At 56.8% G+C, this 18977-nt stretch carries 20 protein-coding genes and 1 other RNA gene; 10 read left to right on the forward strand and 11 right to left on the reverse strand.

The window, feature by feature from the left end; translation table 11 throughout:
* The first annotated feature begins 26 nt into the window (after nucleotides 1-26).
* Entirely contained in the window at nucleotides 27-587 is a 561-nt protein-coding gene (locus QPL95_RS11595) for a DUF2796 domain-containing protein (RefSeq protein ID WP_303291126.1), read from the forward strand.
* Nucleotides 588-589: 2 nt separating this feature from the next.
* Here QPL95_RS11595 and QPL95_RS11600 read toward each other — a convergent pair whose 3' ends face one another.
* On the reverse strand, nucleotides 590-1102 hold the full coding sequence (locus QPL95_RS11600; RefSeq protein WP_303291127.1) for a DUF3299 domain-containing protein: 513 nt from the start codon (nucleotides 1100-1102) through the stop codon (nucleotides 590-592).
* 69 nt (nucleotides 1103-1171) lie between these two features.
* On the opposite strand from QPL95_RS11600, the gene QPL95_RS11605 reads away from it, so the two are divergent.
* From QPL95_RS11605 to QPL95_RS11630, 6 genes are all read left to right on the forward strand, one after another.
* Nucleotides 1172-1873: an ABC transporter ATP-binding protein gene (locus tag QPL95_RS11605; RefSeq protein WP_303291128.1), complete on the forward strand. Its 702-nt coding sequence runs from the start codon at nucleotides 1172-1174 to the stop codon at nucleotides 1871-1873.
* Nucleotides 1870-3147 carry an ABC transporter permease gene (locus tag QPL95_RS11610; protein WP_303291129.1) on the forward strand — a complete coding sequence of 426 codons (1278 nt, stop codon included), beginning with the start codon at nucleotides 1870-1872 and terminating at the stop codon, nucleotides 3145-3147. Before QPL95_RS11605 ends, QPL95_RS11610 begins: the two co-directional genes overlap by 4 nt.
* A gap of 118 nt (nucleotides 3148-3265) precedes the next feature.
* Entirely contained in the window at nucleotides 3266-3472 is a 207-nt protein-coding gene (locus QPL95_RS11615) for a TIGR02449 family protein (RefSeq protein WP_303291130.1), read from the forward strand.
* Nucleotides 3472-3768, forward strand: a complete 297-nt coding sequence (locus QPL95_RS11620; RefSeq protein ID WP_303291131.1) for a cell division protein ZapA — start codon at nucleotides 3472-3474, stop codon at nucleotides 3766-3768. Before QPL95_RS11615 ends, QPL95_RS11620 begins: the two co-directional genes overlap by 1 nt.
* Before the next feature lie 61 nt (nucleotides 3769-3829).
* Nucleotides 3830-4009, forward strand: a non-coding RNA gene (gene ssrS / locus QPL95_RS11625) — 6S RNA.
* Nucleotides 4010-4013: 4 nt separating this feature from the next.
* Nucleotides 4014-4649, forward strand: a complete 636-nt coding sequence (locus QPL95_RS11630; RefSeq protein ID WP_303291132.1) for a 5-formyltetrahydrofolate cyclo-ligase — start codon at nucleotides 4014-4016, stop codon at nucleotides 4647-4649.
* Here QPL95_RS11630 and QPL95_RS11635 read toward each other — a convergent pair.
* Nucleotides 4631-4795, reverse strand: coding sequence for a hypothetical protein (locus tag QPL95_RS11635; protein ID WP_303291133.1), 165 nt, complete (start codon nucleotides 4793-4795; stop codon nucleotides 4631-4633). The two genes, QPL95_RS11630 and QPL95_RS11635, sit on opposite strands and share 19 nt — an antisense overlap.
* A 343-nt stretch (nucleotides 4796-5138) precedes the next feature.
* The gene (gene ilvA, locus QPL95_RS11640; RefSeq protein ID WP_303291134.1) at nucleotides 5139-6680 is read right to left on the reverse strand and encodes a threonine ammonia-lyase, biosynthetic; all 1542 of its coding nucleotides are present in this window, start codon (nucleotides 6678-6680) and stop codon (nucleotides 5139-5141) included.
* A gap of 138 nt (nucleotides 6681-6818) precedes the next feature.
* On the opposite strand from ilvA, the gene rpiA reads away from it, so the two are divergent.
* Both rpiA and QPL95_RS11650 read left to right on the forward strand, forming a co-directional pair.
* Entirely contained in the window at nucleotides 6819-7499 is a 681-nt protein-coding gene (rpiA, locus tag QPL95_RS11645; RefSeq protein WP_303291135.1) for a ribose-5-phosphate isomerase RpiA, read from the forward strand.
* A 141-nt stretch (nucleotides 7500-7640) separates the two neighbouring features.
* Nucleotides 7641-8780, forward strand: coding sequence for an acyl-CoA dehydrogenase family protein (locus QPL95_RS11650; RefSeq protein ID WP_303291136.1), 1140 nt, complete (start codon nucleotides 7641-7643; stop codon nucleotides 8778-8780).
* A 151-nt stretch (nucleotides 8781-8931) separates the two neighbouring features.
* On the opposite strand, the gene QPL95_RS11655 is transcribed toward QPL95_RS11650, so the two are convergent.
* Genes QPL95_RS11655 through QPL95_RS11680 form a run of 6 tightly spaced genes read right to left on the reverse strand, consistent with a single transcriptional unit; the run spans nucleotide 8932 to nucleotide 14971 of the window.
* Nucleotides 8932-9987 (reverse strand): hypothetical protein, encoded by a 1056-nt coding sequence (locus tag QPL95_RS11655; RefSeq protein WP_303291137.1) that lies wholly within the window; start codon nucleotides 9985-9987, stop codon nucleotides 8932-8934.
* Entirely contained in the window at nucleotides 9988-11742 is a 1755-nt protein-coding gene (locus QPL95_RS11660) for a hypothetical protein (RefSeq protein WP_303291138.1), read from the reverse strand.
* Nucleotides 11729-12088, reverse strand: a complete 360-nt coding sequence (locus QPL95_RS11665; RefSeq protein ID WP_303291139.1) for a hypothetical protein — start codon at nucleotides 12086-12088, stop codon at nucleotides 11729-11731. Before QPL95_RS11665 ends, QPL95_RS11660 begins: the two co-directional genes overlap by 14 nt.
* Nucleotides 12088-12378 carry a PAAR domain-containing protein gene (locus tag QPL95_RS11670; protein WP_303291140.1) on the reverse strand — a complete coding sequence of 97 codons (291 nt, stop codon included), beginning with the start codon at nucleotides 12376-12378 and terminating at the stop codon, nucleotides 12088-12090. The genes QPL95_RS11665 and QPL95_RS11670 overlap by 1 nt, the downstream gene beginning before the upstream one ends.
* Nucleotides 12378-12917, reverse strand: coding sequence for a DUF4123 domain-containing protein (locus QPL95_RS11675; protein ID WP_303291141.1), 540 nt, complete (start codon nucleotides 12915-12917; stop codon nucleotides 12378-12380). Before QPL95_RS11675 ends, QPL95_RS11670 begins: the two co-directional genes overlap by 1 nt.
* On the reverse strand, nucleotides 12914-14971 hold the full coding sequence (locus QPL95_RS11680; protein ID WP_303291142.1) for a type VI secretion system Vgr family protein: 2058 nt from the start codon (nucleotides 14969-14971) through the stop codon (nucleotides 12914-12916). Before QPL95_RS11680 ends, QPL95_RS11675 begins: the two co-directional genes overlap by 4 nt.
* Nucleotides 14972-15222: 251 nt before the next feature.
* Between QPL95_RS11680 and ppa the strand changes: the two genes are divergently transcribed.
* Nucleotides 15223-15750 (forward strand): inorganic diphosphatase, encoded by a 528-nt coding sequence (gene ppa, locus QPL95_RS11685; protein ID WP_303291143.1) that lies wholly within the window; start codon nucleotides 15223-15225, stop codon nucleotides 15748-15750.
* Nucleotides 15751-15835: 85 nt separating this feature from the next.
* Here the strand turns inward: ppa and QPL95_RS11690 are convergent, their stop codons facing one another.
* On the reverse strand, nucleotides 15836-16888 hold the full coding sequence (locus QPL95_RS11690; RefSeq protein ID WP_303291144.1) for a DUF2333 family protein: 1053 nt from the start codon (nucleotides 16886-16888) through the stop codon (nucleotides 15836-15838).
* A gap of 22 nt (nucleotides 16889-16910) precedes the next feature.
* Complete coding sequence (locus QPL95_RS11695; RefSeq protein WP_303291145.1) at nucleotides 16911-18896, reverse strand: EAL domain-containing protein; 1986 nt, start codon at nucleotides 18894-18896, stop codon at nucleotides 16911-16913.
* Nucleotides 18897-18977 lie beyond the last annotated feature (81 nt).

Raw genomic sequence — 18977 nt, forward strand, 5'->3', positions numbered from 1 at the left:
CATATCAAAACAGACATGGGCGCCCCATGAAAACCCAGAACACCCTGATTTCATCCATCCTTGTACTCGGGCTGTCAGCCGGGCCAGCACTGTCCCAGCAAAACCCTGCGGCCCACCAACATGGACGGGCTCAATTGCAGCTAGTCATCGACGGGGAACAAATCGAACTGCTGCTGCAGTCACCGGCCTACAACCTGGCAGGCTTTGAACATCGCCCCGAAACGCCAGAGCAGCAGGCTGCTATCGATTCCATCACCCAGTGGCTGCAACAAACTGCAGCCGTGAACACCACCGACGGCCAGTGTTTCCCCGTGGCCGCCAACCTCCATGCAGACTGGGGGCAGGGGCAAATCCATGAACACGACCATCACCATGAAGATAGCCCCCAACAGGGCGCCGGCCATGGCGACATGGAAATCGCCCAGAGCCTGCGCTGCCCCGGGCTGCAGGATTCTGCGCTATTCGAAACAGGCTTGCTGGAACGGTTTCCGGCTATGGAGCAACTCAGCGTGCAATGGGTCGGCCCGCAGGGCCAGGGGAGCGCACGCCTGAGCCGTGGCCAGAACCGTTTTCACCCGGGCCAGTAAACTTACTCGGTGTATGGCTGTACCGATGTTGCTGTGATCGAGTAAGAAGACGCGCCGATGTCGTTCTCCGTTCGCTCGATAACGATTTTGCCCTCAATCCAGACCGGGTCATACAGCGCCTCAAGGGTAAAGCCTTCACTGTATTTCACATGAATAATCTGGTTAGGTGGCGGCGGAGGTACGTGGATGCAGGCCCCGTAATACGGCACCAGGAAGAACTCAAGAATGCGCATATCATTGGTTGTTTTCAGGGGCACCACAAAACCCGGAATACGTCCGTCTACATTGTCCATTTCAGGCACCACCCGGCCGGTCATAATTTCATCCGGCAACAGTGGCGGACCGTCTCCTTCATGTTCTATTTCCGGCATACTCTCCAGCAGCGCGAGATCTTCCGCCGGCATCAGTTCGAGCCAGTCAATTTCCCGGGGTTGCGCCAGGGCAAATGATGATACCAACAGCAACAGCGGCCCGAGGCTCGCAATCACTGCCCGGCATTTCGAATAAACTGGCATGAACTTTGGCTCCGATTGGGATAGCACACTCAACTGCCGCCATCATACAACGGTACTGACGATACGGATATGAGCACCAGGACAGCACACAACCCCTCTGCACCTCCGGCCATAGAAACCCGTCAGCTCCGGTTCCGCTGGCCAGGCCAAAGCCGTACTCTTAGCTTTCCGAATATTCAGCTGCAGCAAGGCGAACACCTGTTTCTGCATGGCCCCAGCGGCACCGGGAAAAGCACCCTGCTGAGCATGCTGTCGGGCATGATGGTGCCCGAGTCAGGCACGGTCGACATACTGGGCCAGAGCCTCGGGACCCTGAAAGCAAGTTCTCGGGACCGGTTCCGCGCTGACCACCTTGGCGTGATCTTCCAGCAGTTTAATCTGGTGCCCTACCTGAGCGCTCTGGCCAATGTGATCCTGCCCTGCCAGTTATCCGTCTCGCGACGAACCAAGGCTAAGCCGGATGCCAGGGCCGCCGGAGTCGAACTGTTGGGCCAACTGGCCATTCCCGAGTACCTCTGGCACCGGAACGTGACCGACATGTCCATCGGCCAACAGCAACGGGTAGCCGCCGCCCGGGCCCTGATTGGTGCACCCGAAATCATCCTGGCGGACGAGCCAACGTCAGCCCTGGATACCGACAACCGTGACCGGTTTCTGGATCTGCTGCTGACACTGGCAGACCAGCGCCACTGTTCCGTGGTATTTGTCAGCCACGACCAAAGTCTCGCCCGTCACTTCCACCAGCAACTGGCCCTGGAGAACGAAGCGTGAGCCGGGTTCGCCTCGCCCTATCTCTGGCAACAGCCAGTCTGTGGTACCGCCGGAAGGTACTGGCTCTGGTCTGCCTGACATTGACACTCAGCGTAACCCTGCTGTTTGGCATCCAGTATCTGCGCACCGAAATCCGACAGTCCTTTACCAGCACCATCACCGGCACCGACCTGATCGTTGGCGCCCGCAGCGGCCAGCTGAACCTGTTGCTGTACACGGTATTTCACATAGGTGACGCCACCAACAACATTCGCTGGGAGACCTATCAAAGCCTGGCGCAGGATCAGCGCGTTGACTGGGCCATTCCTGTTTCACTGGGCGACAGCTATAGGGGCTACCGGGTCGTGAGCACGAATGACCAATTTCTGGAGCGGTTTCAATACGGCAACGATAACAGCCTTAACCTGGCTCAAGGCGAATGGTTTGGCGAACGGTTCGATGTGGTGCTGGGCTCGGGTGTCGCCAAAGAGCTGGACCACCAGGTAGGCGACCAGATTGTGCTTTCCCACGGCGGCGGCCGCACCAGTTTTTCCAACCATACAGATCTGCCGTTCCGGGTGTCTGGCGCGCTGGCCGCCACCGGCACCCCGGTCGACCAGGCGGTTTATATCAGCCTGGACGCAATGGAAGCCATGCATGTGGGCTGGGAGTCCGGCGTGGCCATCCCGGGCAGAACCCTGTCTGCCGACACCGCAAAAGACCGGTCATTCACCCCGGATGCCATAACTGCGGTGTTCATCGGGCTCCAAAACCCCATACAGACCTTCCAGCTACAAAGGGAGCTGAACCAGTTTCAGCCGGAACCACTGTCTGCCATTCTGCCTGGCGTCGCACTGAGTGAGCTGTGGCGGATGATGGGGCAGTTTGAGAAAGCCTTGCTGGGCATCAGTGTATTTGTGGTGGCGACCAGCCTGACCGGCCTGATTGCCGTACTCCTGACCATCCAGGCTCAGCGCCAGCGAGAGGTCGCGGTGCTGCGGGCGGTCGGGGCATCGTCGGGGCTGATTGCATCCCTGTACAGCCTTGAATGCACAGTATTAGCGCTGGCTGCCAGCGGCCTGGCCCTGTTTGTCGGGGCAGGCGCTGTCGCCGGCCTCAGTCCATGGCTGCTGTCTCAGTATGGCATCCAGATCAGCCTTCGGGCTCTGAGCGCGAACGAATGGCTGCTGCTGGCTTCGGTGCCGGTCGCCGCCCTGCTCATTTCACTGCTACCCGCGTGGAGTCACTGGCGGCAAAACCGGAAGCAGGGCTTCGGTAGTGATGGCGGTGGCTGACCTGCCTCCAAAGGTGACACACTTCACGGAGCCCGCGCCATGACAATGCGGTAAATTGACCGTATTGGTGCGGGCACTTATAGTTACTGGCATCCAAATTACTCATATCGAGCACGTCATGGAACAGTCCGAAGTACAGGCATTAGCGGACAAGCTGGACAAACTGATCGCATACACTGAAAAGCTCGAGAAAGACAACGCCTTGCTACGCGAACTGCAAGACGATTGGAATCGCGAACGGGCCCAGCTTATGCACAAAAACGATCTTGCCAAAAACAAGATTGAAGCCATGATTGGCCGCCTCCGGGCACTGGAGCACCACTGATGTCACAGCAGTCAACCACGGTCGAGGTCCGGATTCTCGACAAGGAATACCTGGTAGCCTGCCCGGAAGAAGAGCAGGAGGCCTTACTGAGAGCCGCCCGGCACCTGGACGGAAAAATGCGGGAGATCCGCTCCAGCGGCAAGGTATTCGGCACCGAGCGCATTGCCGTAATGGCAGCACTGAACATCACTCACGCACTCCTTGAGCGGGATACCATGTCTGGTGCAACCAGCACCATCCTCCGCGCCATGGATGACCGCCTGGACAAAGCGTTGGGTGAACCCTCCGGTAACTGATTACACAAAGATACCGGAATTGGGGTTGCAATCGGCCCCGGCCCTACCCCTATAATGGTTCAACTTCCTGGGCTGTTCGCTGGTCGGGTACGTCCTCGAGCCGATGCGCATTACCCAGGTGGCCACTTCAGGGCATTGTGAGCATGTCCCCCACGGGGGAAAGCCTAATATGTCACAGCGGCCACCGACCTTGAACTTTGGGTTCAAGGGCTACATCCGATAACGGCAGCCCGGGAAGCTTTATTTTGAGTCAGATCCACCCTCCGAAACCGTTTGAATCCCATCCCGACCGTCTTTCCAGAAGCGAATTGCGCAAGCAGTTGCGAGGCAAACGCCGCGCTTTATCGTTTGAGCAGCAACAAGCCGCATCGGAGCGCCTGGCGCTGAATTTGCTGACACACCCGGATCTGCACCGCGCACAGCACATTGGCATCTACCTGGCCAACGACGGCGAGATTGACCCCCAACTTTACATCAAGCTTGGTCGGCGCAAGGGCATACAGTTTTACCTGCCGATCCTGCACCCGATCTATCCGGGCAAACTGGTGTTCAGTCGCTACTATGATGGCGTTGAACTGACAGCAAATCGCTTTGGCATTCCTGAACCCCCTTTCCCGAAATCGAGACGCAGGCCGGCATGGGCTTTGGATGCGGTGCTGTTTCCGCTGGTAGGTTTTGACGAGCAAGGGGGCAGGCTTGGTATGGGTGGCGGGTTCTATGACCGTACCTTTGCGTTCAGCAGGCTACGACCGTCTATGGCGCCTAAGCTGATCGGTCTGGCCCATGAGTTTCAGAAGGTATCATCATTGCCGATCGAGCCTTGGGACGTTCCACTCCATGCGGTGGTCACCGATAGGCGTAATTATCGATTCAGGCGCTGACCGGCTGACTGAACAAAACTGGTCACAGGGACCTCTCGAAAGGAGCGTTTGTCTTCAGATGCCTGGATAGACGTAAAGCCTGTGATGACAAGGCCGACAGCAAAAATCAGCACAATGGCACGAATGATATCCGGCTTGCGATCCATGACACGTGTTCCTGCTTTTTCAGAATTAATTAGCTGGAAAATCAGACGACTGCTCTTTACTCCAAGAATTAGACGAAAGACTAACACGTAACTTCAATTTTACAATTTTTGACTCGTTACAGTTATGTAAGGGTTATTTTGTGGGCCTTTTGAACTGCAGAAAGATGACCGAAACCGGGCTTCCTGATCTCCCGGGGTTCGCCGAAGCAGGGGATGGAGGGGCTTTCCTAAACACGCTCCTTCGGCACATCCATGTGACGCTTGGGCTCCGCCATCCATGGCTCCGCACAGTTTCGGAAAGCCCCTCCACCCCCTGCTTCTACTTAGGTGATCGGCCCGGTTTCTACCTCGCGCTGCTGCTTCCGTTCCCGGCGCCGAGGAACAATCGGTAAGCTTCGTTATCTGTCATGTTTTCGTAGCGGAAACCCACCTTCTCCAGCATCTTTTCAAAATCCGGAATCTCATTCTCGTTCACCTGCGCCCCCAGCAGTACGCGGCTGTATGCAGCACCGTGGTTGCGGTAGTGGAACAGCGAGATGTTCCAGCGGGTGCCGAGGGACATCAGGAATTTCAACAGGGCGCCCGGACGTTCGGGGAACTCGAACTGGAACACCACCTCATTGTCGATAGACGGTGCGTGGCCACCCACCATGTGGCGGATGTGCTGTTTCGCCATATCGCTGTCTGTGAGATCGATCACCGAATAGCCGGTTTCACGAAGGTCCTGCACCAGCTCTTCCCGGCCATGGCCACCCGCCTGAATCTGGATGCCAACAAAGATGGTGGCGCTCTCCGAGTCCGAGTAACGATAGTTGAATTCGGTGATGCTGCGCTTGTGCAGGGCATTGATGAACGTTTTGAACGCGCCGGGTTTTTCCGGGATGGTGACCGCAAGAATCGCTTCCCGCTTCTCACCGATTTCCGTGCGTTCGGAGATGTAGCGCAGCCTGTCAAAGTTCATGTTTGCGCCGCTGAGCGTGGCAATCAGGTTTTCGTTTTCGATCTGCTCCCGCTCGATGTACTTCTTGATGCCGGCGACGCCCAGGGCGCCCGCGGGCTCGGCGATGGAACGGGTATCTTCGAACACATCCTTGATGGCCGCGCAGATTTCATCGGTGGATACCGTGATCACTTCGTCCACGTAATCCTTACAGATTTCCCAGGGGTACTCGCCGATCTGTTTGACCGCCACGCCGTCGGCAAAGATGCCCACTTCGTCGAGAATCACCCGCTCTCCCGCCGCCAACGCAGCCTGCAAGCAATTGGAATCCTCCGGCTCAACCCCGATCACTTTAATCTCGGGACGTAAGTACTTGATATAGGCCGCCATGCCCGCAATCAAGCCGCCGCCGCCCACACAGATAAAGATGGCGTGGATCGGCTTGCTGAACTGCCACATGATCTCCATGGCCACCGTGCCCTGGCCGGCAATGACATCCGGGTCGTCGTAGGGCGGAATGTAGGTATAGCCGTGTTTCTGGATCAGCTCCTGGGCATGGGTGGCGGCCTCATCAAAGGCATCTCCTTTAAGAACGACCCGCGCACCATGGTCCCGTACCGAGCGCACCTTGATCTCAGGTGTGGTCTGCGGCATCACAATCACAGCCTTGATACCCAGTTTCTTGGCGGCCAACGCTACACCCTGGGCATGGTTACCGGCAGACGCGCAAATCACTCCTTTGGCTTTCTGCTCTTCAGATAGCTGCGCAATCCGGTTGTAGGCGCCACGAATCTTGAAGGAAAACACCGGCTGAAGGTCTTCGCGCTTGAGCAAAATATTGTTACCAAAGCGCTTGGACAGGCTACGGGCTTCAGTCAGCGGTGTTTCGATGGCGACGTCATAGACCCGCGCATCGAGAATCTTCTTGATATAGCGTTGCGGCATGATGGTTCCGGTTGCTGGTTAGTGATTGGCGTGGAAAAACCCACAGTGTAGAAACTTTGCACGGTAGCCGTCTATAAGCAGAGCCACTGCGCGCGTATAATGTCGGCAAATTCATCCGATCTCTCCCGGAGCGCCGTCATGACTCAGGACGAACTGAAAAAAGCCGTTGCCAAGGCTGCAGTGGATTACATCGCCCCACACCTGGAACGCAAAAGCATTGTCGGCGTCGGTACTGGCAGCACAGCCAACTTTTTCATCGACTTTCTGGCTGAATACAAAAACGATTTTGACGGCGCCGTCGCCAGCTCCGAAGCAACTGCCGAGCGCCTGAAGCGTCATGGCATTCCGGTGTATGACCTGAACGCGATTGACGAACTCGAGTTCTACGTGGACGGCGCAGATGAAACCAACGAGCGGCTTGAACTGATCAAAGGCGGCGGCGCAGCACTTACCCGGGAAAAGATCGTAGCCGCGGTGGCCAAGACCTTCATCTGCATTGCTGATGACTCAAAAATGGTGGGCATTCTCGGCGACTTTCCGCTACCGGTTGAAGTCATTCCCATGGCCCGAAGCCACGTTGGCCGGGAAATCGTGAAGCTCGGCGGTGACCCGGTATATCGGGACGGTGTAACCACCGACAACGGCAACATCATCATCGACATCCACAACCTGGACATCTCCCGCCCGATCCAGGTGGAAGAAAAACTGAACAACATCGTCGGCGTGGTCACTAATGGCCTGTTCGCCCACCGCCCGGCAGACCTGCTGCTGCTGGGCACCAGCGAAGGCGTTAAGAGCATTCCCCGAAAAGGCGCCTGAGCGACCAGACCCCTTACCTGAAAAGCTGGCCTTCCGGGCCAGCTTTTTTATGGCCTGAACAAAACCAAACCAAGCGCTTGCTTGGTAGAGAAATATGCGCGACACTCTGGCTATACTCTTCAGAGCTAAGGGAATCCAGCCGTGTCTGATTACTTCAACGAAACCCACGAACAGGTCCGCCAGACCGCCCGAAAATTCATCGAAACCCACGTTCGCCCTCACATCGACGACTGGGAAGAGGCCGGTGAATTTCCCCGGGAAATCTATAAGCTTGCCGGCGATGCGGGCCTGCTGGGCATCGGCTTTCCCGAGGCACTTGGCGGACTTGGTGAGGGAGACATTTTCCTTAAAGTCGCGGTTTCCGAAGAGCTGATGCGGTCAACGTCCGGCGGGTTCGTCGCCAGTATTGGCTCCTTGGACATAGGCCTGCCCCCGGTAGCCAAATGGGCGAAAAGGGACATCCGTGAACAGATCGTGCCGCCAGTGCTGCGCGGCGAAAAAATTGCAGCCCTGGCTGTCACCGAACCCGGCGGCGGCTCTGACGTTGCCAACCTGAAAACCCGCGCCGTGAAAGACGGTGACCATTACATCGTGAACGGCAGCAAAACCTTCATCACCAGCGGCACCCGGGCTGATCACTACACTGTGGCTGTGCGCACCGGTGGTGAAGGCCACTCTGGCATCAGTCTGCTGCTGATCGACCGGGATACCCCGGGCTTCTCCACCGGAAAAAAACTCCGGAAAATGGGCTGGTGGGCCAGCGACACCGCCGAACTCTTCTTCGAAGACTGCCGGGTGCCGGCAGACCGCCTGATCGGCGCCGAAAACGCAGGTTTTATCGCCATCATGAGCAATTTCCTGGCCGAACGCCTGAGCCTGTCCATCATGGCCTACATGACCGCCCAACTGGCCTACGAAGCAGCCATGGACTACACCAAGCAACGCCAGGCCTTCGGCCGCAACATCGCCGGCTTTCAGGTCACCCGCCATAAGCTGGTGGACATGGCTACCCAGATCGACATCGCCCGGGAATACACCTACCGCTGCGCGGCTCTGATGCAGGCGGGCAAAAACCCGATCAAACAGGTGGCCATGGCCAAGAATTTCTCTGTGGATGTGTGCGAAAAAGTTACCCGCGAGGCGGTGCAGCTCTTTGGCGGCATGGGATATATGCGGGAGTCGGTGGTGGAACGGCTGTACCGGGACGCCAAGATTCTGTCCATTGGCGGCGGCACCACGGAAATCATGAAGGAGCTGATTGCCAAACAGATCAGGCTTTAAGCCTGGCCTGTTTGGGGTTCAGTTTTCAACCGGAACGATATCCCAAATATCCACCTGAAATTGAGCCCAGAATAGCCAGTGCAGACAGTGTGAAAACAACAGCATTCAGGTTGCCACCAAAAAAATCACCGGACCTTTTCAGGGAAACCGACTACTTCTTAACATCCAGCATGCCATAAGGACGCTCACGCACACCCTTGAGCAGCCCCACGATCACGTCCGTGCCTTTCATCGGTGCCATTTCCGGGTAGTCTTTCATTTCGATTGAACCTTCGATTTCAAAGTGGCCGTGACGGAAGCTGTTCACCTCGCCATCCGTGGCGACCCAACGGAACGCCCGTTCGGTGTCGCTGTATTTGCCATCGCTGATGAACAACCGGCCCTTGCGACCGGCAACGGTCATTTTGCTGGAGGCCAAGAAGGACAGCATGCCGGTATTGCGACTCTTCTCTTCCTTAAGTTCTGCTTCACTTTGGTATGTGCCGGCCATAAGCAAAAAGCGGGAACGTTTGCCGTTGTAGAACTCCATGGCATAGCCCTCTCGCTCGGGCGTCACCGTGTTCACCACCACAAACTCCCGATCCAGACACACCCCTGGTTTATTGTGGGGCCAGAGGTGGTATTCCAGGGCATGAGCTCGGTCCTGCATTTGGATCAGGCGTTCGTGATAGATGGCTTTGTAATCAGCTTCATCTCGAGAGACATTTCCCAGTGCACCCTGCCCCTGGATGGCAATGGCGGCTTTTGCGGGCGGGAAGTCCTTTAGAAAGAGAGTTTCGAACTTGTGGCTGCGATCAGGCTTTTCTCGCATCCCTGGAATTTTTCGTCTGTCTGCGTAGTAAACTAAGGTTTTGAGGTCACCTTCCGGTTCCGAATGCACGTAATGGGTTTCGACAACTTCCTTATTGCGCACGTCTTCCACTCGCGATCGCCACTCGTCAACCCGATGCTCTCCCCGATACGCAGTATCGTGACGCACTTCGTCTGGCGGGTACACCGAAGCCAGAATCAACTCGTCGTTGTAACCGCTATCGATCAGTTTCATATCCGCAGGTAGCTCTAACTGGTATCGCCCTGCGCAGTGTTCCGTAAACTCAAATACCGGGAGTTCGTCCTCTCGCATTTCCATCTTGCTCATGGCCAGTCCTTGTGTAGTTTGTATCAGCAATAGAAGCCCAGTCAGGGCACTGCGGGTAATCGGCGACATTCAGCCTCCCAGCTTTCGGTGTATGTCCGGCAACAGGATCTGCAGCTCCCCCATAACCAGATCCCGGACATCCGGACAGTTAAAAAAGCCCTGATGCTCTTCCGTTGCGGGCAGGCCCAGCCGCTTGAGGCCGCCAGCGGCCCTGGGATGATCACCCGCACCCGCATGAACGGTGCCGTCTCCCGGCGCCGTTTCTGATTGCAGCTTATAGTCCGTCGTATTGGCCCGAGGCGGGGGTGGGGGATGGTACTCATACTTAGCCTGCTCCAGCCAAGCATCCACAGCCTCCTCGTGTCTTTGCTTTTCCTGAGGCCCGTACAGACTCACCGTACCATCACCGAAGAAAACAGCATGATTCTCATTGCGGTAAACTTGCCATTCATCCCTTTCGCCGTCTGAGACTTCACCACCGTCCCATGTACATCGGTCAAACGAAAGATCGTTATCATTATTGCTGTAGACCAGAGTAGTGGTGTTATGGAAGCTATCTGCTAACGACTGATGAAAATCCGAACAATCCTTTAATCTCAGGTCCATTGCAAATTCATAGTCATCCAGCTGATGTCCTTCTGAGTAAGCACTCCCAAGCTCCGGTGCCAACAACTCTGGCTGGATCATCCGATACCAAAAATCAAACCGGGAATAGAAATCAAAAACCGAACTCCCTGTCCCAATGTTCATCACTTCCAGCGCCTGATCCCCGCTTTTCAGGTACAACCAGTCCGCCTGATTGTCCACTGTGCGATATAACTGATTGGGCAAAAGCTCAAGTCCGCCCTGACAGAACCCGAGGATTGCGGTCACATCGGCAGCATTTTTGCCAAGTACCAATTTGGCGGCTCCAGATTCACCTGCCCGGAACTTTTTGTACGTCGCCGGGCTACCATGGGTAGGCATCGCGCCGTGAATGACCGCCTCTACATCACTTTCCAGCCCCGCCATGCAAAAGCCCGCCCGCGAGGCATAGCCACCCATGGAATGACTGATCACCAGAAACTTGACGTCCGCCGGACCTATGCCTCGCTCGTCCTGCTCCACGATTTGTTGACGAAAGTCAGCAATCCGATCTTTCAGGCGCTCGCCCGCATTTTCATTGCTCAACATCCAGTTGTAACCCACGGCAAATACCGGAAAACGAAGGCCCGGATACAGTCGTGACAAGGTGCGAGTCTTGTTCTCCAGAAACTTCAGGAAGGGGCCGTAGCTGTCCCAGTGCACCTCACCCCAGCCATACTGGCGTTTTTCGTCTATCTGCGAGGGCGGAACCGCGGTATAGGTGCGAAAATAGTCATCCGCACCTTCATCAACCTCCAGTAAGCTATCATCGCGCTCAAAAATGGGCACGCCTCGACGCTTGGCATCACCGTTTACCAATAACTGCTTACGCTTTACCGGCCCGGCAAATACAAAATCACTTACACGAGGAACCACACCTGCATACCGACGAGCCGTCCGACCTTTTTCAGCCAAGTCGTCACCGCGCTCTTTCACACCAGTCCAGCGTCGCCGGAACCATTTACCTATAGCTTCGAGCTTTCCGTCGTCGTCCTCCGCTTGGGCATCAGCCATTTCCTGTTCGCGCTGCGCTTTGATTTCGATGGCCGCACCACTGGGGCCTTCAAAAGCTGCTCCAGCAGCAGGATCCCAAACAGAGCTCCCGCTCCTGCGGTTTTTCAACCTCGTGCCCATAATCCCTGGCACAAACACCAGAGCCACAACGCCCGGGCGGCATTGGCAATCCTCATGACAACTCATCCACATTCTCCTTGTGCTGCTTGTGCTCCCTTGCCCATTCCAGTACCCGCTCGGCCCGAAACTGCTCGAGCGCTCCGGAATGCAGATAACCTTGTACCGCCGTATTCTCGAATGCGTCAGGCACGTAGTGCAGCGCTTCCAGCAGGAGCGTGACTGCGGGCAGGCTCGTAAAACCGGCTTCTGCCGCGAGGCTCAAGCCTGTATCCAGTTGCGCCTTGCATTCGGGCCAGTCTGCCGGTGGATCGGGCAAATCCAACAGGTGGCGCGCCAGCGCATACTCGCGGATCCGTTGTTGTTGCCCGGGCATGCGGTCAAGCTCTTCCTGAGTCAATGTCCATGCCATCATCAAGCCACCGTGACTGCTGGATCACCCTCAAGTACCACACCTCCGTGGGCCGTTGCGCTTCCCTGCAAGACGACTGGAACGCCGTTTACCGTCAGCCCGGGAGCACCCTGAATCAGGGTATCGGGCCCGCCGACTTTGCAGTTGCATTTATGGCCCTGCAGGGCAATCGGAGTGCCATTGACGGTAAAGGCTCCATCCCCCTCGGCAATGCCGCCACCCACGTGGGGCGTATTACCCGAGAACATGTGGCACATGTGGTAATGACCTTTCAATGAAACGGGAATACCCATCAGATTTCCTCCATGAGCGACAAGTGACGAAGCACGAAACTCTCTCCGGCTTCGTTTCGCTGCCAAAGCTGATATTGGTATGGGTGCTGGTACGGATTGAGATCGGCATGAATCAGCGCATCAAAAGGAGCCAGGAACTCATCGCGTCGTAGAGGCGGCGAATCTTCCAGGTAGGGGCCAAGTACACGCGGGTCGTACCAGCGAAACCGCGTTGTTTCTCCGCTGGGCAGACGGGCATACAACCGGCCCCGGAGTTCATCGGCCAGTGCTTTCTGATTGAGGGAGCTTGTAATCCAGAGACTGCCATGACCTAAAGGATTTTTCCTAAGGCAAACATCGATTACGCCTGATTCCCTATCAATCGCGATAAGCCAGGGCCCGCTGTCTGCGAGATCCTCATCCTGCTGACGAAACAAAGAGAGTGCGTTCAGGCCAGCACCACGAGCAAACCATAGGGGTTCAGGGCAAGCGGCAGCATCCAGTATTAACCACTGCACACCTTTATGTATCAGAGCATGCTGTCGCCTGGTGATACTCATGCACCGTCACCGCAGGCAGAGCAGATATCAACCAGCGGCGTTCCCTCCCGGGCCGCGCTTTCGAGGGTTTTGATCTGCGAGACCGCACCGGTTGATACCGCCACCGGCCCGTTAAGTTTGATAGAGGGCGAATCGATAGTCACTCCCCCGGAATCAATGGTGATTTTGCCCCCCGGCCCCTGGATCACAACACTTTCGCTGCCAGTTAGGGTGAGGTTCCGGGTGTGGATCAGGGCCCTCTCGCCGGCCTCTAACAGTACCTTGCCCTGCACTTTCTGGGTGTAGTGACCACCTACTTCCAGGTCATGATTGGCATGGCTGTATTCGTGCCTCCGATCAGTTACTTCCAGCCGATAGTGGCGACCAACGTTGGTAAAGCGGTCACGGGCAACCTCCAGAGTCTGGTCCTGGCCAATGGTGGTTTTCTGATCGCGGCCAATATCTGTCTGTTCATCACGGGTTACGTTCAGGCGCTGGTCGTTACCGATGTGTTTTTCACGGTCGTTGCCAACGGAATAAGTCTGGTTGTTGTAGATCTCCAGCTCGTGATCTTTCTGGGCCCTCAGATAAACGAGCTGTTTGTCTTTTTCGTCCTCGAAGCTGAGTTCGTTGTAACCACCACCCTGATGGGTCTGGGTGCGGAGGACCGTTTTGGTCCGGTTAGTCGGCAGGCTATACGGCGGCATATTGGTGGCATGATAGGTTCGCCCGGTGATAATAGGCTGATCCGGATCACCATCCAGAAAACTCACGATGACCTCGTGCCCCACCCGCGGCAGTGCGACCACGCCGTACTGCCCGCCGGCCCAGCCCTGGCTTACCCGCAGCCAGGCGCTACTGTGCTCATTATCCTGGCTATAACGGTCCCAGGGGAAAAGCACCTTCACCCGGCCATAGCGATCGCAATAGATTTCTTCGCCCTCAGGTCCGGTCACGCGGGCTATTTGGGGCCCATCCATGACAGGTCGGCAGTTATCGTTTGCCGGGCACCAGTTCACCGTGGCCGGAACCGCGCTGAACTCGTTGGTATAGGTGGTCGGCGCCGGCCCAGCCTCCTCTTCTAACGCCTGAGGTTGAACCCCGCGATGAACGACACTGGTCAGCAGCCAGTCTGCATTGACCGCGTCATCGAAATGCCCCTCAAGACCAAAACGCCCGCCAGCAGTGAAGTCGGGGCGGTTACTTTTGCCGCTGGCGGTGCAAGCATTGCTCCGCAGAGCCTCAAGACGCGCCTTGGTAAAGGGAGCGCCAGACGCATCCTGTTTATACCGCCCCGGATAATCGAAATGCTCATAGCCCGGGCGCTGCTTCGAGAGATCCGACGCCACCTCTGTGTGATCCAACCCGTAGGCGGGATTCGTGAAGGTGTAGTCTTTCATGGCGACCCCTGCAACGCTGACACGGTCCAGAGTATCGAATGCGAACACGCAGGGCTGTCTGGAGCTGCCACCGGCCGTGGAATTATAGAGAGCGGGTGGCAGTGCTAGCGCCTCGCGGTGATGGTCCGACAGGATCAGTTCAGTGCCATCGGAGCCATGTTCAGCACGATAGTGCCAACCTTCCTCCGCCGCGAGCCGCTGGATAAACGCCAGGTCCGACTCCCGGTACTGAACACAATATTCCCGCTCTTCCGGCGTGCGCAGGAGACTGAACCGGGTACCACTGACACCGCGCTCTTCCAGCAGGGTACGGATAATCTGTTCAGGGGCCTGATGCTGAGAGATCCGACTGTTGCGGCCGAGCCCAAGGCGCCAGAGCGGAGAGCGTATCGTGAGGTAATAGCAGGTTCTTCGGTGGCCCGCCGAGCCACGGCCAAATTCCGCAACCACGCCCCGGAACTGACGCAGCAACTCGCCGTCCAGGTAAACACGCAACTCAGCTTCCTGTTCGAGAAATTCGGACGCCCCGATACTGGACAGGTGGCTGAAGGCGGTAATCGTGAGAGAGAAAACGTCTGACAACGCTTCCCTAGCTTCAAACTCATACACACTAAAGACATCAATCGGTTGCTCACCGACCAACACGGTGAACTGAAGTCCGTTTCCACTTTGCATTGCGTGCTTCCTTTGCTCGACTCAAGCCTTTCCATGTTGAAACATCGCTCTATGATTCCATGAGCGCAAAGACGATCAAAACATGCCCAAGACTAGCAGCTGACCAGTTTCAATCAAGTGCCCAAAAGATTGCATTTCGTTTAATTGTCGACCGACCAAGGTTTAGTTTCGAATGGCAGGAGACTTCCGTATAATTGCGCTCACTTTTCAAACGCAGTTAAACGTACCTAACGCATCAGGAAGGATCTCCCATGCAATTCGACAATATCCCCGCTGGCAAAAACCCGCCAGAAGACATCTACGTAGCCATCGAAATCCCGGCTAACAGCTCCCCGGTCAAGTACGAGCTGGACAAAGACATGGGCGCCCTGCTGGTCGACCGCTTCATGGCTACGCCCATGTTCTACCCGGCCAACTACGGCTTTATCCCCCACACCCTGGCTGACGACGGCGATCCACTGGACGTACTGGTGGTAACCCCCTACCCGATTCAGGCTGGCTCCGTCATTCGCTGCCGCCCGGTAGGCGTCCTGAACATGGAAGACGAAGCCGGTGGCGACGCCAAGCTGGTAGCGGTTCCCCACGACAAGCTGACCACCACGTACCACAACGTGAAAGAAATCACGGATCTGCCTGAGCTGCTGCGGGACCAGATCAAGCACTTCTTTGAGAACTACAAAACTCTGGAGCCCGGCAAGTGGGTGAAAGTGCAAGGCTGGGGCAACGCTGCCGAAGCCAAGCAAGCGATTGTTGACTCGGTAAACGCCTACAAAGGCTGATATCGTTTCAGACACAAAAAAGCCGGGCAGTTTTGATACTGCCCGGCTTTTTTGTGTGTACTGCCTTCCCTGGCCGCCGCTATTATTAGCCCCTCGACAGCAAATCGCGCATATCGCTGATCGCCGCATTGGCGCGGGAGAGGTAGGCGGCCATGGTCAGCGAATGGTTCGCCAGCATACCAAAGCCGCTGCCGTTCAGAATCACCGGGCTCCACATGGATTCCTGGGTGCCTTCCAGCTCGATTATGATCTGCTTTACGCTGGCCATCGCATTCTTGTCCTGAAGGACTTTTCGGAAATCCACTTCAATGGCCCGGAAAATGTGCAACAACGCCCAGGCACTGCCGCGCGCTTCGTAAAACACGTCGTCGATCTTGGTCCAGTCGGTTTTGACATCGTCACCGCCGACGGCCTCGGACAGCGGGTCTTCAGGATCAATGTTCGTCATAGCCTCGGCCACCGATGCTTTACCCACGCTTTCGCTAAGCGTTCTTGAAAGACTACCAAGACGCGTTTCAAGATCAGCCAGCCAGTTACTCAGATTATCGGCCCGGGCAAAAAACTGGGCATCGGGCTGTTGCGGATCAGACATCCGGTTCAGGTAGCGCTTCAAGGCATTAACGCTGCGACGGTACTCATTTTCCGTGGATGGAATGGCCCAGCTTTCACTGTCAAAGTGCAGTTGTGGTTCGGCAATGATGAGATCGGGATCTTCCGCCGACTGGCTCTGTGAACGACTGATGTCCTTGCGCAGCGCGCGGGAAAGATCCCTAAGCTGCACCAGCACCCCGTATTCCCAGTTCGGCATATTGTCGAGCCACAGGCCCGGCGGAAAAATGTCGTTGGAAATGTAGCCGCCAGGCTTGTCCAGAAGCGTCTCGGCCAGATGAATCATGGTCGCAGTGGTTGCAAACCCGGTCACCGGCTCCCGATCCATTGAAGTGGCCAGTGTTCGGGTATGCTCCCGTACCGAGAACGTATCCGGCTCGCTGCTCCAGATGATACCCAGCACCATAGCAACCAGCAGGTAAACCACCAGCAGCACCAGCACGAGCTTGCCGATTACGCCACTACCGCCAGCGTAATCCTGAACATCGTCTTTCTTGTCCCTGAAGTACTGTCTGATCTTGCCTGCCATAAAGCTGCTAATCTCCTGTTGGTTATTCGTCGGCCGCGAACGGCCTGCCCAGATGGTATCCCATGGCGCCATCAATACCCAGCTTACAGAGTACCGAGTATTCAGCGCCGGTTTCCACCCCGGTGGCAAACACTCTCACGCCCCTGCTCCGGGCAATCCCGATGACGGACTCAAGCCAGAAACGGTTATCCGCGTGGCTGTCCAGGTCATGTATGAAGCTGTTATCGATACGCAGAGCCCGGAAAGGCAGATTCCTCAGATAACTGAAAGGAACACCGCCCACGCCAAAGCGGTCCACCAGAACGGGCACGCCCATGTTTGCAAGTGCGCGCACCAACTCCCCGGCCTGCTTCCGGTGATGGTGCAGTGTGACTTCGGAGACACCTATCCAGAGGCGCCCAGCCACCGTCCCTGCGGACCGGAGACGGGCCAGCATATCGTCACAGAAAGACGCATCTGAAACCGACGCGGATCCGAGCGAGACAGCCAGAACCTCATCAGGGTTACCGGCAAGCCGCTCCAACACACTGGAAATCAACAGCCGGTCGATATCTGCCACGAGGCCAAGTCGCTCAGCCATAGGCACAAACAGGCCGGCCTTCAAGGCGCCTTCTGTGGTGTTGATGCGGGAAAACACCTGATAATGAACCAACTGCTCGTCAGGCCCTTTGACCATAGGCTGCAGCCAAAGCGATATGTTCTGGTCACGTATGGCCTGACTGATGATGGCCCGCCAGGTTTCCATGTTGTGATGGCTCTCCGAGGAGGTTTCTTCCATCCAGCAGCCTGACTCCTCGCGTTGCTGGGCCGCGCGCAAGGCTTCGTCTGCCGCCGCCAGCAAATCACGCACCCCGGCTCCCGCGGCAGCTACCGCCAGCCCCGCATGCACTGAAGTGTCTACAGGATCGGCCATATCGGCGTAGAGCCCATCCAGCTCCTCAACCAACTCCCCGGCCCAGACTCTGGCATCGGCCGCCGATGCCCCCGGCAGGAATACGGCAAACTCGGCCCCCGTCCTGCGGCCCGCAAAGGATTCCGCATGGCGCAATACGAATGCCCTGAGGCTTTTTGCCACCTGCTTTAACAAGCGGTCACCTTCGTCGCGGCCATAGGCGCGGTTGTAGTCCACAAAATAACCCAGCTGGATCATCATCAACACACCGGGTGCGGCTTTCTCTTCGGACTCCACCTCCACTTTCAGGCGTTGGTCGAATGCACCCCGGCTTGCCAGGCCGGTGACTGGGTCTTCGTTGTTCACCTTCCGTAAATGCTGAATTAACTTGCCCTGACCTTCGAAGAGCTGACCAAGATCGTCCGCCATCTGATTCATGGCTTCGGTTACCTGGTTCAGTTCACGGGTGGAGCGCAACGACACGCGCTTCCGGAAGTCTCTCTGACCAAGGGCCCGCGCCTGCACTTCCAGCGCTTTCAGAGGGCTGAGTATGCGCCGCAGCAGAAGCCACAATGCGAACAGGCCGGCACCACCAATCACCAGAGCAGCCAGCACTAACCCGCTGGTGATCCGCCACAGATCGTCATAGGCACGGCCCGGATGGCTGACCACATGCACCTTGCCCAACCGGGCCCAGCCGCGAACCACCTCGGCTTCAGCCTCAGGCCGAGGCAGGGCGGCAAGCGTGATAAACCAGCCGGGCGCTGCGTTGGCATTCAGGGGCATGCTCCGGCCCGCGATGACCGTGCCATCGTGGGCCAGGTACTTGACGGACAGGTAGCGCCCACTGTCAAAAACCGCGTCAATGAGCGATGCAGAGGCTACCGGGTCAGAGCCATCAATGGCGTTGGAGAGCGATAACCCCGTGGCCGTCGCCCCGTCGCGGGCATGTGCCGTAAGCTGGGCGGCAACATAGTCACGGAAATGGCTGTAACTGGTGATAAAGGCCGCCAGCAGGATGACCACCAACAAACTGCCTGTAAACAGCAACAGCAGCCCCTGGAGACTGATCACTCCGCACTGCCAGCGACTGTGCTTTTCCTGCATCCCTGCCATGTCTGAATAGGCCCCGGCCTGTTATCTGAGCTGAAGAATCACTGTGACATATCCCGCAGAGTTGACAAACATTTACAGTGT

Source organism: Marinobacter sp. SS5-14b (assembly GCF_030541005.1).
Taxonomy (GTDB): domain Bacteria; phylum Pseudomonadota; class Gammaproteobacteria; order Pseudomonadales; family Oleiphilaceae; genus Marinobacter.